This window comes from Methylosinus sp. Ce-a6 (genome assembly GCF_009811655.1).
In the GTDB taxonomy this organism is placed as follows: domain Bacteria; phylum Pseudomonadota; class Alphaproteobacteria; order Rhizobiales; family Beijerinckiaceae; genus Methylosinus.
This window is the reverse complement of the sequence record NZ_BGJX01000046.1, coordinates 1-20,062: the sequence shown is the minus strand read 5'-3', so window position 1 is coordinate 20,062 and position 20,062 is coordinate 1. Positions and strand designations below refer to the sequence as shown.

18 protein-coding genes and 1 tRNA gene are annotated in these 20,062 nt (G+C 66.5%); 13 read left to right on the top strand and 6 right to left on the bottom strand.

Going from position 1 to position 20,062, the window contains the following annotated elements:
- Window positions 1-287: 287 nt before the first annotated feature.
- From Mspo_RS17860 to Mspo_RS17850, 3 genes are all read right to left on the bottom strand, one after another.
- Complete coding sequence (locus tag Mspo_RS17860; RefSeq protein ID WP_159732233.1) at window positions 288-923, bottom strand: glutathione S-transferase family protein; 636 nt, start codon at window positions 921-923, stop codon at window positions 288-290.
- A 224-nt stretch (window positions 924-1,147) separates the two neighbouring features.
- On the bottom strand, window positions 1,148-3,883 hold the full coding sequence (gene gyrA / locus Mspo_RS17855) for a DNA gyrase subunit A (protein WP_159732230.1): 2,736 nt from the start codon (window positions 3,881-3,883) through the stop codon (window positions 1,148-1,150).
- A 331-nt stretch (window positions 3,884-4,214) separates the two neighbouring features.
- A complete protein-coding gene (locus tag Mspo_RS17850; protein WP_159732227.1) occupies window positions 4,215-5,453 on the bottom strand; it encodes a hypothetical protein in 1,239 nt (412 codons plus the stop codon).
- Window positions 5,454-5,775: 322 nt separating this feature from the next.
- Here Mspo_RS17850 and Mspo_RS17845 point away from each other — a divergent pair.
- Window positions 5,776-5,849 (top strand) — tRNA-Cys (locus Mspo_RS17845).
- Window positions 5,850-5,880: 31 nt separating this feature from the next.
- Here the strand turns inward: Mspo_RS17845 and Mspo_RS17840 are convergent.
- The gene (locus Mspo_RS17840) at window positions 5,881-6,249 is read right to left on the bottom strand and encodes a hypothetical protein (RefSeq protein WP_159732224.1); all 369 of its coding nucleotides are present in this window, start codon (window positions 6,247-6,249) and stop codon (window positions 5,881-5,883) included.
- Between the two features lie 165 nt (window positions 6,250-6,414).
- On the bottom strand, window positions 6,415-7,617 hold the full coding sequence (gene nhaA / locus Mspo_RS17835; protein WP_201281743.1) for a Na+/H+ antiporter NhaA: 1,203 nt from the start codon (window positions 7,615-7,617) through the stop codon (window positions 6,415-6,417).
- Window positions 7,618-7,734: 117 nt separating this feature from the next.
- Here nhaA and Mspo_RS17830 point away from each other — a divergent pair, with 117 nt between their 5' ends.
- Together Mspo_RS17830 and Mspo_RS17825 are read left to right on the top strand one after the other, a co-directional pair.
- On the top strand, window positions 7,735-8,877 hold the full coding sequence (locus tag Mspo_RS17830) for an anhydro-N-acetylmuramic acid kinase (RefSeq protein ID WP_159732218.1): 1,143 nt from the start codon (window positions 7,735-7,737) through the stop codon (window positions 8,875-8,877).
- An 84-nt stretch (window positions 8,878-8,961) separates the two neighbouring features.
- The gene (locus tag Mspo_RS17825) at window positions 8,962-9,552 is read left to right on the top strand and encodes a redoxin family protein (protein WP_159732215.1); all 591 of its coding nucleotides are present in this window, start codon (window positions 8,962-8,964) and stop codon (window positions 9,550-9,552) included.
- Between the two features lie 89 nt (window positions 9,553-9,641).
- Here Mspo_RS17825 and Mspo_RS17820 read toward each other — a convergent pair whose 3' ends face one another.
- Window positions 9,642-10,316 (bottom strand): alpha/beta hydrolase, encoded by a 675-nt coding sequence (locus Mspo_RS17820; RefSeq protein ID WP_159732212.1) that lies wholly within the window; start codon window positions 10,314-10,316, stop codon window positions 9,642-9,644.
- A gap of 318 nt (window positions 10,317-10,634) precedes the next feature.
- Here Mspo_RS17820 and Mspo_RS17815 point away from each other — a divergent pair, with 318 nt between their 5' ends.
- The 10 genes from Mspo_RS17815 to purN all read left to right on the top strand — a co-directional run bounded on the left by Mspo_RS17815 (window position 10,635) and on the right by purN (window position 19,986).
- Window positions 10,635-11,795 carry a cysteine desulfurase family protein gene (locus Mspo_RS17815; RefSeq protein ID WP_159732209.1) on the top strand — a complete coding sequence of 387 codons (1,161 nt, stop codon included), beginning with the start codon at window positions 10,635-10,637 and terminating at the stop codon, window positions 11,793-11,795.
- 70 nt (window positions 11,796-11,865) lie between these two features.
- Entirely contained in the window at window positions 11,866-13,335 is a 1,470-nt protein-coding gene (sufB, locus tag Mspo_RS17810) for a Fe-S cluster assembly protein SufB (RefSeq protein ID WP_159732206.1), read from the top strand.
- A gap of 141 nt (window positions 13,336-13,476) precedes the next feature.
- Entirely contained in the window at window positions 13,477-14,226 is a 750-nt protein-coding gene (gene sufC / locus Mspo_RS17805; protein ID WP_159732203.1) for a Fe-S cluster assembly ATPase SufC, read from the top strand.
- Window positions 14,227-14,235: 9 nt separating this feature from the next.
- A complete protein-coding gene (gene sufD, locus Mspo_RS17800; protein WP_159732201.1) occupies window positions 14,236-15,540 on the top strand; it encodes a Fe-S cluster assembly protein SufD in 1,305 nt (434 codons plus the stop codon).
- A complete protein-coding gene (locus tag Mspo_RS17795; RefSeq protein WP_159732198.1) occupies window positions 15,537-16,787 on the top strand; it encodes a cysteine desulfurase in 1,251 nt (416 codons plus the stop codon). Before sufD ends, Mspo_RS17795 begins: the two co-directional genes overlap by 4 nt.
- A gap of 54 nt (window positions 16,788-16,841) precedes the next feature.
- Window positions 16,842-17,210 (top strand): iron-sulfur cluster assembly protein, encoded by a 369-nt coding sequence (locus Mspo_RS17790; RefSeq protein WP_244613532.1) that lies wholly within the window; start codon window positions 16,842-16,844, stop codon window positions 17,208-17,210.
- Window positions 17,211-17,225: 15 nt separating this feature from the next.
- The gene (locus Mspo_RS17785; RefSeq protein ID WP_159732195.1) at window positions 17,226-17,651 is read left to right on the top strand and encodes a VOC family protein; all 426 of its coding nucleotides are present in this window, start codon (window positions 17,226-17,228) and stop codon (window positions 17,649-17,651) included.
- Window positions 17,652-17,714: 63 nt separating this feature from the next.
- Window positions 17,715-18,083 carry an iron-sulfur cluster assembly accessory protein gene (locus Mspo_RS17780; protein ID WP_201281742.1) on the top strand — a complete coding sequence of 123 codons (369 nt, stop codon included), beginning with the start codon at window positions 17,715-17,717 and terminating at the stop codon, window positions 18,081-18,083.
- A gap of 188 nt (window positions 18,084-18,271) precedes the next feature.
- Window positions 18,272-19,336: a phosphoribosylformylglycinamidine cyclo-ligase gene (purM, locus tag Mspo_RS17775; protein ID WP_159732189.1), complete on the top strand. Its 1,065-nt coding sequence runs from the start codon at window positions 18,272-18,274 to the stop codon at window positions 19,334-19,336.
- Window positions 19,333-19,986: a phosphoribosylglycinamide formyltransferase gene (gene purN, locus Mspo_RS17770; RefSeq protein ID WP_159732186.1), complete on the top strand. Its 654-nt coding sequence runs from the start codon at window positions 19,333-19,335 to the stop codon at window positions 19,984-19,986. The genes purM and purN overlap by 4 nt, the downstream gene beginning before the upstream one ends.
- Window positions 19,987-20,062: the final 76 nt, after the last annotated feature.

Genomic DNA, 20,062 nt, shown 5'->3' with positions numbered 1-20,062 from the left:
TTCCTCTTCGCCCGCCGACCCATCGCGCTCCTCGACGAGCCGCCGCCCAAATACCTCGTCCCGAGCCGATGGAAATCCCCAGACCAGCTGGAACTCCACTATGCCTGATTTTCCCCGGACAGCCGTGCGCGCAGCGGGAGAGGAAGCAGATTCGGCGCTTCATCGAGAATACGCGAAACGTCGACGCCCCCTCTCCCGCGCAGCGGGTGAGGGAGGGGGCCTTCGGGTCTTCAGTTCGAATGACGCAGACCACGAGCCGAATGTCTCGCCCGGCGCCATTCGGGGCGTCACCCTTTGAGATCGTCGAAAGGCGTCATCACATGCTGGCGAAAGGCCGGGCGCTCGCGCAGACGCTCGTACCAAGCCTCGACATTGGGGATCGACGGCCGCTCTATGTCGAGCTCGAAATAGCGATAGAGCGTCGCTCCGGCGGGGATATCCGCGAGCGTCGGCTCGTCGCCGGCGAGGAAGGGGCGATCGGCGAGCCAGCTATCGAGAAATTGGTAATGCTGCGCGCAGCGCGCGATCGCGGCGCGGATCGCCGGCCAGTCGCGCTTTTCCTCCGGCGTGCGATAATAGGCCACGAACACGCCGTCGATGAAGGCCGGCTGCAGCGTCGATTGCGCCCAGTCCATCCAGCGGTCCGGATAAGAGCGCGCCGCTGGATCCGACGGCCAGAATCTCTCGCCGCCGTGGCGCGCGGCGAGATAGCGCAATATGGCGTGAGATTCCCACACCACCACGCCCTCGTCGTCGATGACCGGGATGCGGCCATGCGGATTGCGCGCGCGAAACTGCGGATCGTCGAGTCCGCCGAAGGCGCCGCCGAGCGGCACATGGGCGTGATCGAGCGCGAGCTCGCCGACGAGCCACATGACCTTCTGCACATTGAAGGAGTTGCGCCGTCCCCAGATCGTGAGCATGCGTTCGTCCCCCTCTGCCGGCCGTCTCGGCGATGTGACAATTCTAGACCGGCGCCCGCTGTCGCGCCATTGACGTGGGGTTGCGTTTATCGAAAGAACGAGGCGTCGATTGGACGCGTCGCGACAAAAATGTCGCTCGCCCTCGGCGAAAGCAATTCATCGATGAAACTGCGGCGTTTCGCCGGAATCCATCCCGGCGAAACGCTTTTCGACAAAGTCCGAGCTCAGCCGTTCTCCGCCCCGCTCTCGTCCTCGCCGGCGTCCTCTATATGCTCGACCGAGACGACGCGCTCGCCCTCGGCGGTGTCGAAGACGATGACGCCCTGCGCGCCGCGGCCGGCGATGCGAATGCCCTCGACCGGGCAGCGGATGAGCTGACCGCCATCCGTCACCAGCATGATCTCGTCGCCCCGGCCCACGGGGAAAGAGGCCACGAGCTTGCCGTTGCGGGCGTTCACCGCCATGGCGACGATGCCTTTGCCGCCACGTCCGGTGATGCGATACTCGAAGGAGGAGCTGCGCTTGCCATAACCGTTCTCGGAAACGGTCAGGATGATCTGCTCGGCCTGCTCCATCTCGCGGAAGCGCGCCTCGCTGAGCTCGATCGCCGTCGACGCGTCCTCGGCCTCCGCCGCGCCCTCCTCCGCGCCTTCCGCTCCCGCATTGCGGCGCAGCGCGGCGGCGCGCTTGAGATAGGCCGCGCGCTCGTCGCCGCCGGCCTCGAAATGGCGCAGAATCGACAAAGAGATCACCCGATCGTCGCCGGCGAGCGCGATGCCGCGCACGCCCATCGACGTGCGTCCCTGGAACACGCGCACGTCGCTCACAGCGAAGCGGATGCACTGTCCCTCGCGCGTCGTGAGCAAAATATCTTCCTGCTCCGCCGCCGTGGCGACGTCGACGATGGCTTCGCCCTCGTCGAGCTTCATGGCGATGATGCCGGAGCGGCGCACGTCGGAGAAATCCGAGAGCTTGTTGCGCCGCACCGTGCCGCCCGTCGTCGCGAATATGGCGTCGAGCTTGTCCCAGCTCGATTCGTCCTCCGGCAGCGGCATGATGGTGGTGATGCGCTCGTTCTGCTCGAGCGGCAGAAGATTGACGAGCGCCTTGCCGCGCGCCTGCGGCGCCGCCAGCGGCAGGCGCCAGACCTTTTCCTTGTAGGCGCGGCCGAGCGAGGAGAAGAACAGCACCGGCGTATGCGTCGAGGCGACGAAGAGGCGCTGGACGAAATCCTCCTCCTTCGTCTGCATTCCGGAGCGGCCCTTGCCGCCGCGACGCTGGGCCCGATAGGTCGAGAGCGGCACGCGCTTGATGTAGCCGGCGTGGGAGACGGTGACGACCATGTCCTCGCGGGCGATCAGATCCTCGTCCTCGACGTCGCCGTCGCCGTCGACGATCTGCGTGCGGCGCGCCGTCGCATATTGCTCCTTGACAGCGACGAGCTCGTCCTTGACGATTCCGAACAGTTTTTCGCGCGAGCGCAGAATTTCGAGATATTCGGCGATCTCGGCGGCGAGCTTGTTCAGCGCCTCGGCGATCTCCTCGCGGCCGAGAGCGGTGAGGCGTTGCAGGCGAAGGTCGAGAATGGCGCGCGCCTGCGCCTCGGAGAGGCGGATCGCGCCATCCTCGGTGAGGACGTGCCGCGGATCGGCGATGAGCGCGACGAGCGGCGCCATGTCCTTGGCCGGCCATTCGCGCTCCATTAGCGCCTCGCGCGCGGCGGCGGCGTCGGCCGAGGTGCGGATGAGGCGGATCACCTCGTCTATGTTGGCGACAGCGATGGCGAGGCCGACCTGCAGATGCGCCGCGTCGCGCGCCTTGGCGAGGCGGAATTTGGTGCGCCGCGTGACGACGCTCTCGCGGAAATCGATGAAGGCGACGAGCACGTCCTTCAGCGTCAGCAGCTCGGGCCGCCCGCCGTTGAGCGCGATCATATTGACCGGGAAGCTCGATTGCAGAGCCGTGTGGCGCCAGAGCTGATTCAGCACCACGTCGGAGACCGCATCGCGCTTCAATTCGACGACGATGCGCATGCCCTCGCGATCGGATTCGTCGCGAAGATCGGCGATGCCCTCGACCTTCTTCTCGCGGACGAGCTCGGCGATGCGCTCGATCAGCGCCGCCTTGTTCACCTGATAGGGAATTTCGGTGAAGATGATCGCCTCGCGCTCCTTGCGCAAAGTCTCGATCTCCGCCTTGGCGCGCATGATGATCGATCCGCGCCCGGTCGCATAGGCGTTGCGAATGCCGCCGCGGCCGAGGATCGTCGCCGCGGTCGGAAAGTCCGGACCCGGAACGATCTCCATCAGCTCGGCGACGCCCATGTCGGGCCGGTCGATCAGCGCGATCGCCGCGTCGATCACCTCGCCGAGATTATGCGGCGGAATATTCGTCGCCATGCCGACGGCGATGCCGCCGGCGCCATTGACGAGAAGATTGGGGAAGCGCGCCGGAAGGACGGTCGGCTCCTGCTCCTTGTCGTCATAGTTCGGCTTGAAATCGACTGTGCCTTCGTCGATGTCCTCGAGCAGCGCCAGCGCCGGCTTGGCGAGGCGCGACTCGGTGTAGCGCATGGCCGCCGGGGGGTCGTTGTCGACGGAGCCGAAATTGCCCTGCCCGTCGATGAGCGGCAGCCGCATGGAGAAGGGCTGCGCCATGCGCACCAGCGCGTCATAGATCGCGGCGTCGCCATGCGGGTGATATTTACCCATCACATCGCCGACGATGCGCGCCGATTTCACATAGGGCTTATCGGGCGTATGGCCGTTCTCGTGCATGGAGAACATGATGCGCCGATGCACGGGCTTCAAACCGTCGCGGACATCCGGAAGGGCGCGGCTCACGATCACGCTCATCGCGTAATCGAGATAGCTGCGCTTCATCTCGTCGGCGATAGAAACCGGGCGTATGTCGGAGCCGGGCGCTGTGGGCTGCGTATCGTCTGTGTCGTTCTCGGCCAATGGCTCGCCAATCCGATCGATCGTCCCGCGCGATCCGCGGCGAAATCCTGCCGCGGCGCTTCAGCGCCGGCTCTGTGGAATGAGCGCCGTCTCGTTGCTGTCCCGAGGCGGGCCGCGGAGTTCGCGCTCGCAGGAGGGTTCGAGCGAGGCGCGCCGGAATGGAGCCTCGCGGCAGCCGTCGGCGACGCTCGAAACTGCTCGTTTCCTATAGGCGATTCTCAGCCGCAGCGCCAGTTCGCCCCGGCCGTCGGCGTCGCATTTCTCCTCGAAGAAACACAGGTTTAGAAAAATTCCTCAAATCGGTTGCGACAAGTTTTTCGGCTCTCTCCCCTCAGCTCTGCGCCGCGCGCAGCCTGCGCCGCGCATTCATGACGATCGCGCGGGCGCTGGCGTCGCCGGGCTCGAGCAGCTCGGGCCCGTCCTCCTCGCTCGACGCCCAGGCGTCGGCCTCCCGGCTCGTAGGCTGCGTCCCCACGAGCGAGAGCATGCGGCGCGGCTCATGAGCGGCGGACGCGGCCGCCGGCTTCGCTCCGCCGAGCCGCTGGCGCAGCGCGGTCACGGCTTTCGTCCACTCCAACGCCTTCGGCTTCTCGGGAGCCGCATTCGGCGCGGCGGCGGGCGCCGGCGGCCGATCCATCGTCTTCCGATCGCCGCGCAGCGCGGCGACTTTGGCGCGAATGACCTCGATTTTGGCGCGGGCGGCCCCGATCCGAGCGCCGAGCGCGGCGAAACGGCCGGTCGGCGCCTTCTGGGCGCTTCCGGCGGGAGCGACTTCCGCGGTCTTCGCCGGCGTGGGTTTGCGCGCGGCGACTTCGGACGGCGCTTGCGCGCGGCGGACATATTTGCTGGCGAGCAGGCCGACGAGCGCGAGAGCCGCGACGAGCGCCTGCCAGATGGCCAGCGGCGATTCGCTCTCCTCCTGCGCCTGCTGCTCCTCGGCCTGCGGCCGGGCAGGCTCGGCAGCAGGATCAGCGGAAGCGGGATCGGCCTCGGCGACCGCGGGCGCCTCGCTTTTTTCAGGGTCTGTCGTTTGCGCCGGCGCCGACGGCTCCGCGGCCTCGCGTGACAATTCCACCGGCGTTTCCGGCTTGGTCTCGATCGGCGCTTCCGCCATCGTCTCAACCGGCGCTTCGGCAGGCGCGACGGCTTCGGGCGCGCGCGGGGCCGCGACGATATTCGGCTCCGCGGATTTGGCGATCTCTTCGGCGGGCGCGCTGTCGATGACGGGAAGCGGCTCGCGCAAGAAAACCGGGGCGACAGGCGCGGGCGTCGCCGAATCGCTCGGCGGCGGGGCCGCGACGGAAACGGCCGGCGGTTCGGGAGCGGCAATGGGCGCGGAAGGGCGTTCGGCAGGCGGGGCGTCCTTCGCCGGCTTCGCCGGGACGAGCGGCGCGAGCTTCACGACGATATCGTCGAAGCCCTTGCCATTCGGCGCGCCGAGCTCCTCGATGAGCGCATCCCCGCTCCGCGTATGGCGCGACCTCGCTTCGGCGCATGCATTCGTCGCCGCCGCCGTTACAAAGAGGGCGCCGGCGAAAATGCGCATGGATCGCGCGAAAATCGACTTCATGCCAGCGCTCCGCTCGAATGACGAGGCCAGAGCTTGCCTCGTCGAGCTGAACAAAGCCTTAGCATTGCCGCCATTCTGAACGAACGCCGTCTCAGGATCCAGGCTATGGCCGTCCCACCCTCCCCTTTAAGGGGGACGGTCGGACCGCGAAGCCGTCGGGGTGGGGTTTTATTGCCGAGCTTCGGCGGCCCCCCCTCCCGATCGCCTTCGGCGCTCGTCTCGTTCACCCCATTGCCCTGGCGCAAAGTCTTGCCGTTCGCCGACATGTCCTGTATGAGCGGACTTCTCACGCCGACGTCGAGCTTTCGGCGTCGACGTCAGGGGCCTCGTGGCGGAGTGGCTACGCAGAGGACTGCAAATCCTTGTACGGGGGTTCGATTCCCTCCGAGGCCTCCAGTCGCTTCTCGGCTCGAGAGTCTCTTCTCGATCAGGGCGCGATCCGCTCGACGGCGAACTGCTGTTCCAGAGCGACGAGCTTCGCGGGCAGATCGGCGACCGTATCCGCGAGCGCGGCGGCGAGCAGCCTCTCCGCGACTTCGTGCTTGAACTCGTCGAAGACGGTTTCCAGCGCCTCGCAAGCATCGTCGAGGATCGGGCGAGTAAGCGCGACGCCAGACTGGTCGTCGACGGTTTTCGCGAGGCGATCGAAGCGATCCCGCGTCGCTTCCGGCAGCATGGACAGCACGGCCCGTTCATAGGCGCCGTCGAACATGTCCCGCAGAGCGAGAAGCGCGCGCGTCAGCCGGTAGAGCTCGATGACCTCGGGGCTATTTGATGCTCGGAAAAGTTGATCCATAGGAAATCCTATTCTCCAGAATTCAATAATTTCGACTTGATCCCGGTTCTCGCCGCTTGTCAAGGTTGTGCCACGGCGCGCGCTCGCGCGTCGTGACCCTCTTCGTCGCAGACGGCTCATATCGTTTGAAAACGGCGGGGCGACGTCGCCGGAAAGAGGACGCTCTCACGACCCCGTCGGTGAATGGGCGGGCGCGGCGGCGCGCCGCGAGGCGAGCCAGAGGAGCAGCGAGCCGAGCGCAATAGAGGCCGCCGAGCCGGCGAGCACGCCGATCTTCGTCGCCCGCATCGCGGCTTCGTCCGCCTCGAAAGCGATCTGGCCGATGAACAGGCTCATGGTGAAGCCGACGCCGCAGAGGACGGCGACGCCATAGAGCTGTAGCCAGCCGGTCTTGGCCGGCCGCGAGGCGATCCGCGTCCCGATCGCCAAAGCGATGGCCGCGAAGACGCCCGCCTGCTTGCCGAGAAAGAGGCCGAGCGCGACGCCGAGGAGAACCGGCGCGCCCGCCATATCGAGATCGCCGCCGCCGAGCGCCACGCCGGCATTGGCGAAGCCGAACAGCGGCAGAGCGACGAAAGCGACAAAGGGGCCGAGCGCATTCTCCAGCCGGTGGAGCGGCGTATGCTCCTCCGGGTCCGGACCCGAGAGGCGCAGCGGGATCATGGCGGCGAGCAGCACGCCCGCGAGCGTCGCATGAACGCCGCTGAGCTGCACGAAACGCCATAGCGCCACGCCGAGCGCGAGATAGGGAAACAGAAATTTCACCTCGAAGAGATTGAGGCCGAGCAGCAGGAACAGCGTGACGCAGGCGCCGAGAATGGGCGGCGCCGCCGGCTCGCCGGCGTAGAACACGGCGATGATGACGATCGCGCCGAGATCATCGAGAATGGCGAGCGCCGTCAGAAACACTTTCAGCGAGGCGGGCGCGCGGCCGCCGAGCAGCGCCAGCACGCCGAGCGCGAAGGCGATGTCGGTCGCCGAGGGGATCGCCCAGCCGCGCGCCGTCTGCGGCGAATGCGCGTTGAAATAGGCGTAGATCAAGGCCGGAACCAGCATTCCGCCGAGCGCGCCGACGCCCGGCAGCACGCGCGCCGACCAATGGCGCAGATGGCCGTCGAGAAGCTCGCGCTTGATCTCGAGGCCGACGAGCAGGAAAAACGCCGCCATCAGCCCGTCGTTGATCCAATGCAGCGTCGAATGGCCGGCGATCGGCGCAGCGAGCAGGCCGAAATAGACCTCCGCCCAAGGCGAGTTGGCGAGGGCGAGACCGAGCGCTGCGCTCGCCATGAGAACGACGCCGCCGACGGCCTCGCTGGCGAGAAAGCGTCGCAGCGTCGAAGGCTCGACCTGATGCGTATGCTGTTTCATACAAGCGCCGCCCGAGGTGAGAGGAAACGCGCAACCCTTGAGCGATTTGCTTTCGTCTGGCAAGAAAATCCGGACGCGCGAATCCCGCCCCATTCTGGACGCGTCCGGAGACGCCACATGACCCTCTGTCGCGCCATCGGCCTCATGTCCGGCACCTCGATCGACGGGGTGGACGTCGCTCTGCTCGACACGGACGGCGAAGCGCGACTCGCGTTCGGGCCGAGCGGTTTCTTCCCCTATTCCGAGGCCGACCGAGATCTGCTCCGCAGCGCGCTCGCGGAGGCGACGCTCCTTTCCGACCGCGACGCGCGGCCGGGCGCGGTGGGGGCGGCGGAGCGCCTGATAACCGAGCGCCATGCGCAGGCGGTCGAATCCTTCCTGCGCGAGGAGAGGCTCGACCCCGCCTCCATCGACATCATCGGCTTTCACGGGCAGACGGTCCTGCATCGGCCGCAGAGCCGGCTCACGATTCAGATCGGCGACGCGCAGGCTCTCGCCGATCGGATCGGCGTCGATGTCGCTTACGACTTTCGAGGCGCGGATGTCGCCGCCGGGGGCGAAGGCGCGCCGCTCGTTCCGGCCTATCATCGCGCTCTGGTTGCAGCGAGCGGGCTCGAGGGTCCGGTCGCGGCGATCAACATCGGCGGGGTGGCCAATGTCACTTTCGTCGACGGCGACGCGGAGCCCATGGCCTTCGACACCGGCCCCGGCAATGCGCTCATCGACGATCTGATGCTCGCGCGCACCGGAGAGCCGGTGGATCGCGACGGGGCTGCTGCGGCGAGGGGCCGCGTCGACGAGACGATCCTGCAAGCCCTTCTCATTCATCCATTTTTTAAGAAATTACCGCCTAAATCTTTAGATAGAAACGACTTTTCATTTAAAGCTACAGATACGCTCTCGGTCGAGGACGCGGCCGCCACGCTGACCGCCTTCACCGCCGCCTCTCTTGCTCGCGCATTCGAGCTGACGCCGTCGCCGCCGCGCCGGGCGATCGTCTGCGGCGGCGGCGCGCACAATCCCACGCTCATGCGGGAGCTCGCCCGTCGCCTTCCCTGCCCGGTCGCGACCGCCGCCGAGGTCGGCTGGATGGGCGATGCAATCGAAGCGCAGGCTTTCGCCTTTCTCGCGGCGCGTGTGCTGAAGGGGCTGCCATTGACCTTCCCAGCGACGACCGGCGTCGCCGCGCCGACGCGGGGCGGCGCCGTCGCAATATCGGCCTCGCGCGCCGGCGCGCGCCGCGACAGCGCCGTCGGCTGAGCAGCGCGAGCCGCATTCATTCCCTATTGAAGGTTTCACCCTCAGATGGGGAGGCGGCGCGGCGAAGGGATCGGAGAGCGGAAAATGGGCGAGACGATCGAGAGAGAGGACGCTCGTTCCGGGGCCCCCTGGCCGAGCCGGCGCAATCTGCTGCTCGGCGCGATCACCACCGGAGCGGGAGCCGCGGCCGTCGAACAGGTCTGGACGCGCAAAGATCTGCCGGCCCGCTTCTTCAACACGCTGTCGATCGACGCATTCGACTTGCCGGCGGCTCCCGGCCTGACCTTCGCGGATGGGCGCCCGGTCCCGGGCTTTTCTTCCGCCGATCTCGCGGGCAAGCGCTCGCTCCTCTATCTCTGGGCCTCCTATTGCCCGAGCTGCCGCGCCGAACATCATCTGGTGATGGCGCTGGCCGAAAAAGGCGTCGCCGTCTATGGCGCGAATGTGAAGGACGATCCCGCCCACGCCCGCCGCTTTCTCGCCGAGCATGGCAATCCTTTCGTCGCCGTCGGGCTGGACGAGCGCGCCTTCCTGCAACGGGCGCTGGGCGCGCGCGGCGTTCCGGCGAGCTTCGTCGTCGCGCCGGGCCCGAAGATCGACGTCGCCATCCTGGGGCCGATCGACGAAGAGGCGATCGCGACGCGCATCCTGCCGGCGCTTTCGAAGGACGCGTGAACGGCCCCGGAACGCTTGGCGCATCGCCGCGGATCGCCGTAAATTTTTGAAATATAGGGTAAAGCGAGCCTGAAGGCTCGCGGCCAGGATCAGTCGCCCCGCGCTGGGATAGCGATGCGCGGCGGATTGCCGAGACGCTTGTCGAGATAGGAGTCGACCTGCGCGATCAGCGGCTCGATTCTATTCTCGAAAAAGTGGTTCGCGCCCTGCACCACCGCGTGCTCGATGACGATGCCCTTCTGCGTCTTGAGCTTTTCGATGAGGCCGGTCACTTCCTTGAGCGGCGCGACGCGGTCTATGTCGCCATGGATGAACAGGCCCGAGGACGGGCACGGCGCCAGGAAGGAGAAATCGAAGCGATTGGCCGGCGGGGCGACGGAGACGAAGCCCTCTATCTCCGGCCGGCGCATCAGCAATTGCATTCCGATCCAGGAGCCGAAGGAGACGCCGGCGATCCAGCAGGCGCGCGCCTCCGGATTGACGGCCTGCGCCCAGTCGAGCGCGGCGGCGGCGTCGGAGAGCTCGCCCGCGCCGTGATCGAAAGCGCCCTGGCTGCGGCCGACGCCGCGGAAATTGAAGCGCAGCACGGAAAATCCGCGCTCGGCGAAGGCGTAATAGAGATGATAGACGATCTGATTGTTCATCGTGCCGCCGAATTGCGGATGCGGATGCAGCACGATGGCGATCGGCGCGCCGCGTTGCGCCGATTGATGGAAGCGGCCTTCGAGCCGGCCGGCGGGGCCGGTGAAAATGACCTCGGGCATTGAGTTCCTCGTCTCCCCCGCGCGAAAAACGCAATTTGCGGGCGGGCGGTTTCCGCCGGCGCAAAATATGCGTTATGCTCCGGCCGGAGCGCCCTCGCCGGGCGTCCGCGCGTCCGGCGCGCTCCGAACCCGCGGGCTTTTGACGGCCGAGCGGGCCTTCTAGCATGTGTGACGGCGCCAGATGCAAGAGTTTTGAAAGCTGCGGCGCTTTCTCTCCGGCATTGCGTCGCCCTCGCCCGCCGACCGCCGGACGCACAGCTGATCTGGGATCGGCCGCCGGCTCTCCCATTCTTCGCGCGGAACGATTAGCTTCGTCTCATGTCGCCGCCCCGCGTCTATCTCGATCACAACGCCACCACGCCGCTGCGTCCGCAAGCGCGCGCAGCCATGCTCGCGGCGCTGGAGACGCTCGGCAATCCCTCCTCCATCCATGCCGAAGGCCGCGCCGCGCGGGCGCTGGTGGAGGCCGCGAGAAGCGAGATCGCGATGGGATTGGGGACGAAAGCGCGCAATGTCGTCTTCACCTCCGGCTCGACCGAGGCCGCCAATCTGATTTTGACGCCTTTCTTACAACGGGACCAAACTGCGGCGGAAATCGAGCTTCTGCTCCTCGGCGCGGGCGAGCATCCCGCCGTTCTGGCGGGCCATCGCTTCCCCGCCGGACGCGTCGAGAGCGTCGGCCTCGACCGCGAGGGCGCGCTGTCGCTCGACGCGCTCGCCGATACGCTGCAGCGCAACAAAGGCAGACGAATTCTGCTCGCCCTGCAGGCCGCCAACAACGAGACCGGAAGCATTCAGCCCGTCGCCGCGGCGGCCGCGCTCGTTCATGCGGCCGGCGGCCTCGTCGTCTGCGACGCGACCCAGGCGGTCGGCCGGCTGGAGACCACATTCGTCGCCCTGCCGGCCGATGCTTTGTTCTTTTCCTCACATAAGATCGGGGGGCCGATGGGCGCCGGCGCCCTGGCGTTCGCCGACGACAGACTCCATATCAGAGAGGCTCTGCTGCGCGGCGGCGGGCAGGAGGGCGGACGCCGCGCCGGCACCGAGAATGTGGCCGCCATCGCCGGCTTCGCCGCGGCTTTCGCAGTCGCGAAAGAGACCATTGCGGCGGAAGCCGAAAGGCTCGGCGCGCTGCGCGACCGAATGGAGGCGAAAATCTCCGAGATCTGGCCGGAAGCTGTGTTTCTCGGCGCCAAAGGCCCACGGTTGCCCAATACCTCGGCCTTTCTGACGCCCGGCCAGAAGACGCAGACGCTGCTGATGGCGCTCGATGTCGAAGGAGTGGCTCTGTCGTCGGGCTCCGCCTGCTCTTCGGGCAAGGTGAAAGCCTCCCATGTGCTCGCCGCCATGGGCCTCGAGGAAAAGGCCGCGCTCAGGGCGAGTTTGGGCTGGAGTTCGACCAAGGAACAGGTAGATTTGTTTGGTATCGCTTTTGCAGGGGTCGCAAAGAGGATCAGGGCGCGGCGGACGGCCGCCTGACGCGGGCGGCCTCCGGCGGCTCTAATTTCGGCCGGCGGGCCTTGAACCCGTCGAGACGAGGAGAGGACACATGGCGGCTCGCCAGGAGACGGTGGCGCGCGTCGAAGAGATCGACGTCGACGCGTATAAATACGGCTTCACGACAGATATCGAATCCGAGAAGGCCCCGAAGGGCCTCAGCGAGGATATCGTCCGCTTCATTTCGGCGAAGAAGAACGAGCCCGAATGGCTGACCGAATGGCGGCTCGAGGCCTATCGGCGCTGGCTGACGATGGAGGAGCCCAAATGGGCCCGCGTCGACTATCCGCCGATCGACTATCAGGACCTCTATTACTATTCCGCGCCGAAATCGACGCCCGGCCCGAAGTCGCTCGACGAGGTCGATCCGGAGCTGCTGCGGACCTATGAGAAGCTCGGCATTCCGCTGCGCGAGCAGGAGGCGCTCGCCGGAGTCGAGCAGCGCAAGGTCGCGGTCGACGCGGTGTTCGACTCCGTCTCGGTGGCGACGACCTTCCGCGAGGAGCTCTCCAAGGCGGGCGTGATCTTCTGCCCGATCTCGGAAGCGGTGCGCGAGCATCCCGAGCTGGTGCGCAAATATCTCGGCTCGGTCGTGCCGGTCACCGATAATTTCTACGCGACGCTGAACTCCGCCGTCTTCTCGGACGGCTCCTTCGTCTACATCCCGCCGGGCGTGCGCTGCCCGATGGAGCTCTCGACCTATTTCCGCATCAACGAGAAGAATACGGGACAGTTCGAGCGCACGCTCATCATCGCCGACGCCGACTCCTATGTCAGCTATCTAGAGGGCTGCACGGCCCCCAAGCGCGACGAGAACCAGCTGCACGCCGCCGTGGTCGAGCTCGTCGCGCTCGACGACGCCGAGATCAAATATTCGACGGTGCAGAACTGGTATCCCGGCGACAGCGAGGGCAAGGGCGGCATCTACAATTTCGTGACGAAGCGCGGCGACTGCCGCGGCAAGAACTCGCATATCTCCTGGACGCAGGTCGAGACGGGCTCCGCGGTGACGTGGAAATATCCGTCCTGCATTCTGCGCGGCGACAATTCGCAAGGCGAGTTCTATTCGATCGCAGTGTCGAACGGCTATCAGCAGGTCGACAGCGGCACGAAGATGATCCACCTCGGCAAGAACACCAAAAGCCGCATCATCTCCAAGGGCATTTCCGCCGGCAATTCGCAGAACACCTATCGCGGACAGGTGTCGGCGCATCGCAAGGCGGAAGGCGCGCGCAATTTCACCAATTGCGACAGCCTGCTCATCGGCGACAAATGCGGCGCGCACACCGTGCCCTATCTCGAGTCGAAGAACGCCTCCGCCGTGTTCGAGCATGAGGCGACGACATCGAAGATATCGGAAGACCAGCTGTTCTACTGCATGCAGCGCGGGCTCTCCGAAGAAGAGGCGACGGCGCTCATCGTCAATGGTTTCGTGCGCGACGTGCTGCAGAAGCTGCCTATGGAGTTCGCAGTCGAAGCGCAGAAACTGATCGCGGTCAGCCTCGAAGGCAGCGTCGGTTGACGTAACGAAAGGCAAAGAGGCGCTCGGCGTTTTCGAGAGCGCCTCTTTGCGAGGCAAGCGGGCGACGAAACGGCTTCGATAAAGCGGCCTCCGATTTGCAACGTCCCTCGCACGACAGCGAACAGCCAACAGGACGAGACCATGATCGAAATCAAGAATCTCCACGTCTCCATCGGCGAGCGCAAAATTCTCGACGGGCTGAACCTCACGGTGAAGGACGGCGAGGTCGCCGCCATCATGGGGCCGAACGGCACCGGCAAATCCACCCTCTCCTATGTCATCTCCGGCCGCGAGGGCTATGACGTCACCGAGGGCGAGGTGCTGCTCGACGGCGAGAATATTCTGGGCCTCGAGCCGCATGAGCGCGCCGCCAAGGGCGTGTTCCTCGCCTTCCAATATCCGGTCGAGATTCCGGGCGTCGCGACGATGACCTTCCTCAAGGCCGCCGTGAATGCGCAGCGCCGTTCACGCGGCGAAGAAGAATTGCAGACGCCGGACTTCATGAAGATGGTGCGCGAGGCGTCGACCAAGCTCGGCATCAACATGGATATGCTGAAGCGCGCGCTGAACGTCGGCTTCTCCGGCGGCGAGAAGAAGCGCATGGACATTCTGCAAATGAGCCTGCTGCAGCCGAAATTCGGCATTCTCGACGAGACCGACTCCGGCCTCGACATCGACGCGCTGCGCATCGTCTCCGAGGGCGTCAACGCGCTTCGTTCGCCCGATCGCGGCTTCCTCGTCATCACGCACTATCAACGCCTGCTCGACTACATCAAGCCGGACACGGTGCATGTGATGGCCAAGGGCAAGATTCAGAAGACCGGCGGGCCGGAGCTCGCGCTCGAGCTCGAGAAGAGCGGCTACCGCGACTATGTCGGCGAAGCGGCGTGAGGTGAAGCCATGACCGTGCAGGCGATCGACAAGAAAAGCGAAGCCGAGACGGCGCTCGCCGGAGCCTTCGAGGCGATGAAGGGCAAAGGCGCCTCGGCGCTGCGCCAGGCCTCCTGGGAATTCTTCGCGCGCAAGGGGCTGCCGACGCGCCGCGTCGAAGCGTGGCATTATACCGATCTGCGGGCGTCGCTGCGCAGCGTCGCGCCGCTCGGCGCGCCGGGCGCGATCACTCTGCCGCCGGCGACGGACGGCCGTCTGCGTCTCGTCGTCGCCGATGGCGCGTTCCGTCCCGAGCTTTCCGATGTCGCGGCTCTGCCGGCCGGCGTCGAGCTCTCCTCGCTCGCCGATGTTCTCGCCAAGGACGACGCCGCCGTCCTGGCCGCGCTGGGCCTGCCTGAGAACGCCGGAGCGGATGCTGTCGTCGCGTTGAATGCGGCGCTGATGCAGGATGGCGTCGTGCTGCGCGTCGCGCCGGCGACGGAAGTGGCGAAGACGATCGAGATCCTGCTGCTCTCCACGGGCGGCGAGGCGCGCTCCTCCTTCACCCGCTCGCTCGTCCTCGTCGGCGACGGCGCCAAGGCGAGAATCGTCGAGACCTCGCTCGCCCTTACGCCCTCCGGCGCGCAGGAAAATCATGTGCTCGCCTTTTCGATCGGCGCCGGCGCCGAGGTGGAGCATATCGCCGACATCGGCCCGCAATCGGAATCGGCGATCCGGCTGTTCAGCCTGCTCGTCACCGCGCAGGCGAAGGCCGTGTTCAAATCGCTCGGCTTCATCGAAGGCGGCGGCCTCGTGCGGCGGCAGATCTTCGCGCGGCTCGCCGGCGAGGAGGCGAGCGTCGCGCTCGACGGCGTCTCGCTGCTCGGCGGCAAGCATCACGCCGACACGACGCTCGTCGTCGAGCACGCGGCCGCCAATTGCAAAAGCCGCGAGCGTTTCCGCAGCGTGCTCGACGGCCAGTCGACCGGCGTGTTCCAGGGCAAGGTGGTGGTGCGCCCGGGCGCGCAGAAGACCGACGGCTCCATGCAGTCGCGGGCGCTGCTGCTCAGTGAAAACGCCACGATGAACAACAAGCCGGAGCTGGAGATTTTCGCCGATGACGTCGTCTGCGGCCATGGCGCCACTTGCGGCCGTCTGGACGCCGACCAGCTCTTCTATCTGGTGGCGCGCGGCCTGCCCAAGCATGAGGCCGAGGCGCTGCTGATCGAAGGCTTCGCTGGCGAGATCATCGAGGCGATCGGCGAGGAAGCGGCGCGCGACGTCTATTTCGAGCGCATCCGCTCCTGGCTCGCCAATCGGGGGGACGGCAAATGAACCAGCCGCTCTTGGCCGAGGCCACACCCGCCTATGACGTCGAGGCGATCCGCCGCGACTTTCCGATCCTCGCCGAAAAGCCTTACGGCAAGGACCTCGTCTATCTCGACAACGCCGCCTCGGCGCAGAAGCCGCGGCAGGTGATCGAGCGCGTCTCCCAGGTCTACGAGCACGAATACGCCAATGTGCATCGCGGCCTGCATTATCTCGCCAATGCGGCGACCGACGCCTATGAGGGCGCGCGCGAGACCTTGCGCCGCTTCCTCAACGCGGAGCATCGCGAGGAGATCATCTTCACGCGCGGCGCGACGGAGGCGATCAATCTCGTCGCCTCCTCTTACGGCCTCGCCCATATCGGCGAGGGCGACGAGATCATCCTCTCGATCATGGAGCATCACTCCAATATCGTGCCCTGGCACTTCCTTCGCGAGCGCAAGGGCGCGGTGCTGAAATGGATCGAGACCGACGATGACGGGGTCTTCTCGCTGGAGGAGTTCGAGAAGCTCATCACGCCGAAGACGAAGATCGTCGCGCTCACCCATATGTCCAATGTGCTGGCGGCGCCGACGCCGATCGCCGATGTCGTGCGCATCGCCCATGCGCATGGCGTGCCGGTGCTCGTCGACGGCTCGCAGGGCGCGGTGCATCTCGATGTCGACGTGCGCGCGCTGGGCGTCGATTTCTACATCGTCACCGGCCACAAGCTCTATGGGCCGACCGGCATTGGCGCGCTCTATGGCAAGCTCGAATGGCTCGAGAAGCTGCCGCCCTTCGCCGGCGGCGGCGAGATGATCGAGACGGTGACGCGCGACTATGTCACCTATAACACGCCGCCGCATCGCTTCGAGGCCGGCACGCCGCCCATCGTGCAGGCGGCGGGGCTCGGCGCGGCGCTCGAATATATGCAGAAGATCGGCCGCCCGGCGATCCGCGCCCATGAGGCCGATCTCACCGCCTATGCGCATGAGCGCCTCTCCGATATACCGGGGCTTCGAATCTTCGGTCACGCCAAGGACAAGGGACCGATCGTCGCTTTCGACATGCCGGAGGCCCACGCCCACGACATAGCGACCGTCATCGACCGCTCTGGCGTCGCCGTGCGCGCCGGAACCCATTGCGCCATGCCGTTGCTGCAGCGCTTCAACGTCACCTCCACCTGCCGCGCCTCTTTCGCAATGTACAATACGCGCGACGAGGTCGATCGCCTGGCGGAGGCGCTGCTGAAAGCCAAGGCGCTGTTTTCTTGAGAGGGAGACAGAATCGTGACCAAGACCGATGACGCGGCCGAGCCGCAGGAAGTCGTGACCGGTCGGGAGCTGACGCGGGACGAACAGCCGCTGCCGACCGGCCGCTCGCAGGAGGAGATCGAGCGGCTGACGCAAGGCATCGTCGCCGCGCTGAAAACAGTTCAGGACCCGGAAATTCCGGCCGATATCTTCGAGCTCGGCCTCATCTACAATATCGACATCACGCCGGAGGACATCGTCTATATCGACATGACCTTGACCGCGCCGGGCTGCCCGGTCGCCGGCCAGATCATCGAGCAGGTGCAGAGCGCGGTGAGCCTCGTGCCGGGCGTGATGGCGGTCATCGTCAAGCTCGTCTTCGAGCCGCCATGGGACCAGAGCCGCATGTCGGACGAGGCGCGCATCACGCTCGACATGTGGTGACGAAAGGGAGAGCCGATGGACGCGCCCGCGCCGAATATCGACGGGTGTCTCGAGACGGCTCTCTATGTGGCGGATTTGTCGCGCGCCGCGCGATTTTACGAGGCGGTTCTCGGCCTTTCGGCCATGTTCGCCGACCAGAGGCTCGTCGCCTTCGATTGCGGCCCGCGGAGCGTGCTTCTGCTCTTTGCGCGGGGAACGACGGAGGAGACGATCCGTTTGCCCGGCGGCGAGATACCGCCGCATGAGGGTTTCGGGCGGCTGCATTTCGCGCTGGCGATTCGGGGAGAGGATTTGCCGCTCTGGGAGCGGCGGCTCGCGGAAGCGGGCGCGCCGGTCGAAGGACGGATGGACTGGCCGCGGGGCGGCAAAAGCCTCTATTTTCGCGATCCGGACGGCAATCTCGTCGAGCTCGCGACGCCCGGCGTGTGGAGAAATTATTGAGCGCGACGTCGGCGCGGGGGGCCGCGGCAGACGGCGAGCCTCGAGGAAAACAGGAGCGAACCGATGAACGTCATGAGCCTCAGCGACTCCGCGGCGGAACGCGTGCGAGGACTGCTCGCCAACGCCGAGAATCCCCGCATCGGGCTGCGCATCTCGGTGGAGAAGAGCGGCTGCGCGGGCATGGCCTATAAGATGGAGCTCGCCGAGCCCGCCCCCGGCGACGAAATCATCGAGGAAAAGGGCGCCCGCGTGATCGTCGACGGGACCGCCGTTCTCTATCTGCTCGGCACGCGCATGGACCTCGACGTGCAGCAATTCTCCTCGAGCTTCGTGTTCCAGAACCCGAACCAGACCTCGGCCTGCGGCTGCGGCGAGAGCGTGGAGCTCAATCCGGTCGACCCGAGCGAGGTCGAGAAGCATCTGAACGGCTGAGGCCTCGTTCGTCATTGCGAGCGGAGCGAAGCAATCTGGGGGCCGCCTTCGCGACGCTGGATATTCGCTCCGTCGGCGATGGCGGCCTTCTCTCGGAATGGAGCGCAGAGACGACCCGCGAAACGGATTGCGCCGGGGCGCATAAGGCGCTAGGCCGCAGGCTCGAAAAACGAGCGCGGGACATCCGAATGGCGGAAGGGAATGGCCTCACTTATGCCCAGGCCGGCGTCGACATAGACGCCGGCAATCGGCTGGTGGATCTGATCCGCCCCGCCGTGCGCTCGACGCGCCGGCCGGGCGCGGATGGCGAGATCGGCGGCTTCGGCGGCCTGTTCGACCTCAAGGCGGCGGGCTTCTCCGATCCGGTTCTCGTCGCCGCCAATGACGGCGTCGGCACCAAGATCAAGATCGCCATCGAATCCGGCGTTCACGACACCATCGGCGTCGATCTCGTCGCAATGTGCGTCAACGATCTCGTCGTCCAGGGCGCCGAGCCGCTGTTCTTCCTCGACTATTACGCGACCGGAAAGCTCGAGCCGGAGGCGGCCGCCGCCGTCGTCGCGGGCATTGCGGCGGGCTGCGTCGAGGCGGGCTGCGCGCTGCTCGGCGGCGAGACGGCGGAAATGCCGGGCCTCTATGCAAAAGGCGATTATGATCTCGCCGGCTTCGCCGTAGGCGCGGCGGAACGCTCCCGCCTGCTGCCCCGCGCCGAGGTGAGGCCGGGCGATCTGCTGTTCGGCCTGCCCTCCTCCGGCGCCCATTCCAACGGATTTTCGCTCATCCGCCGCATCGTCGCGGACGCAGGCCTCGCCTGGGACGCGCCCGCGCCCTTCGCCCCTGGCGAGAGCCTCGCCCGCGCCTTGCTCGCGCCGACGCGCATCTATGTGAAGCCGTTGCTCGCGGCGCTGAAGCGCAGCGACAAAATCCTCGCGCTCGCCCATATCACCGGCGGCGGCTTTCCCGACAATCTGCCGCGCGTGCTGCCCAAGGGGCTCGGCGCTTCGCTCGATCTTTCGGCCTTCCGACCGCCGCCGGTCTTCTCCTGGCTGGCGGCGCAGGGCGGCGTCCTGGAGGCGGAAATGCTGCGCGCCTTCAATTGCGGGATCGGCATGGTGGTCGTCGTCGCGCGGGACGGCGCGGAGGAAGCGCTCGCGGCGCTCCACGCTTGCGGCGAGGCGCCGGCGGCGATCGGCGAGATCGTGGCGGCGGAGGACGGTCCCCGCGTCGTCACGCGCGGGACGCTCGCGCTGTGAGCCGGCGGCTGCGCACGGCAATTCTCATTTCCGGGCGCGGCTCCAATATGGATGCGCTGATCGAGGCCGCGCGCGCGCCGGATTTTCCGGCGGAGATCGCGCTCATCGTCTCCAATCGGCCGGAGGCCGCCGGCCTCGCCAAGGCCAAGGCCGCGGGGATCGCCGTCGCGGCCGTGGACCATAAAATCTACGCCGGCCGCGAAGAGTTCGAGCGTTCGCTGCAGATCGTGCTGGAGACGCATCGAATTGAATTCTTATGCCTCGCCGGCTTCATGCGGCTGCTGACGCCGTGGTTCATCGGCCAGTGGCGCGGGCGCATGCTCAATATTCACCCCGCCCTGCTTCCCGCCTATCGCGGCCTGCACACGCATGAGCGGGCGCTCGCCGATGGCGTGAAAATCCACGGCTGCACTGTGCATTTCGTGGTTCCGGAAATGGACGAAGGGCCGATCGTCGCGCAATCCGCCGTCGCCGTGCTGGATTCCGACACGCCGGACACGCTGGCGGCGCGCGTGCTGGAACAGGAGCATCTGCTCTATCCGCGGGCGCTGCGGCTCGTCGCGTCCGGCGCGGTCGCGGCCGAGGGCAATCGCGTGCTGGGCGCGGTCTCCGCGCCCGCGCCGGCGCTCGCCGTCCCCTCCTCCGGCTGAGAACCTGACCCAAAAGTTTCTTGTTCGCGCCGCAGTTGCGTGATTCTGGGGTTCCGAAGCATCGGAGAATGATTCG

Excerpts from the sequence above, each read along its gene's own strand:
- Mspo_RS17820 (WP_159732212.1), bottom strand. The coding sequence starts at position 10,316 with ATGCCCGAGGTCATTTTCACCGGCCCCGCCGGCCGGCTCGAAGGCCGC.
- Mspo_RS17830 (WP_159732218.1), top strand. The coding sequence starts at position 7,735 with ATGACCCTCTGTCGCGCCATCGGCCTCATGTCCGGCACCTCGATCGAC.
- purM (WP_159732189.1), top strand. The coding sequence starts at position 18,272 with ATGGCGGAAGGGAATGGCCTCACTTATGCCCAGGCCGGCGTCGACATA.
- Mspo_RS17860 (WP_159732233.1), bottom strand. The coding sequence starts at position 923 with ATGCTCACGATCTGGGGACGGCGCAACTCCTTCAATGTGCAGAAGGTC.
- Mspo_RS17780 (WP_201281742.1), top strand. The coding sequence starts at position 17,715 with ATGAACGTCATGAGCCTCAGCGACTCCGCGGCGGAACGCGTGCGAGGA.
- sufC (WP_159732203.1), top strand. The coding sequence starts at position 13,477 with ATGATCGAAATCAAGAATCTCCACGTCTCCATCGGCGAGCGCAAAATT.
- Mspo_RS17785 (WP_159732195.1), top strand. The coding sequence starts at position 17,226 with ATGGACGCGCCCGCGCCGAATATCGACGGGTGTCTCGAGACGGCTCTC.
- Mspo_RS17825 (WP_159732215.1), top strand. The coding sequence starts at position 8,962 with ATGGGCGAGACGATCGAGAGAGAGGACGCTCGTTCCGGGGCCCCCTGG.
- nhaA (WP_201281743.1), bottom strand. The coding sequence starts at position 7,617 with ATGAAACAGCATACGCATCAGGTCGAGCCTTCGACGCTGCGACGCTTT.
- Mspo_RS17850 (WP_159732227.1), bottom strand. The coding sequence starts at position 5,453 with ATGAAGTCGATTTTCGCGCGATCCATGCGCATTTTCGCCGGCGCCCTC.
- Mspo_RS17815 (WP_159732209.1), top strand. The coding sequence starts at position 10,635 with ATGTCGCCGCCCCGCGTCTATCTCGATCACAACGCCACCACGCCGCTG.
- Mspo_RS17840 (WP_159732224.1), bottom strand. The coding sequence starts at position 6,249 with ATGGATCAACTTTTCCGAGCATCAAATAGCCCCGAGGTCATCGAGCTC.
- sufB (WP_159732206.1), top strand. The coding sequence starts at position 11,866 with ATGGCGGCTCGCCAGGAGACGGTGGCGCGCGTCGAAGAGATCGACGTC.
- Mspo_RS17795 (WP_159732198.1), top strand. The coding sequence starts at position 15,537 with ATGAACCAGCCGCTCTTGGCCGAGGCCACACCCGCCTATGACGTCGAG.
- sufD (WP_159732201.1), top strand. The coding sequence starts at position 14,236 with ATGACCGTGCAGGCGATCGACAAGAAAAGCGAAGCCGAGACGGCGCTC.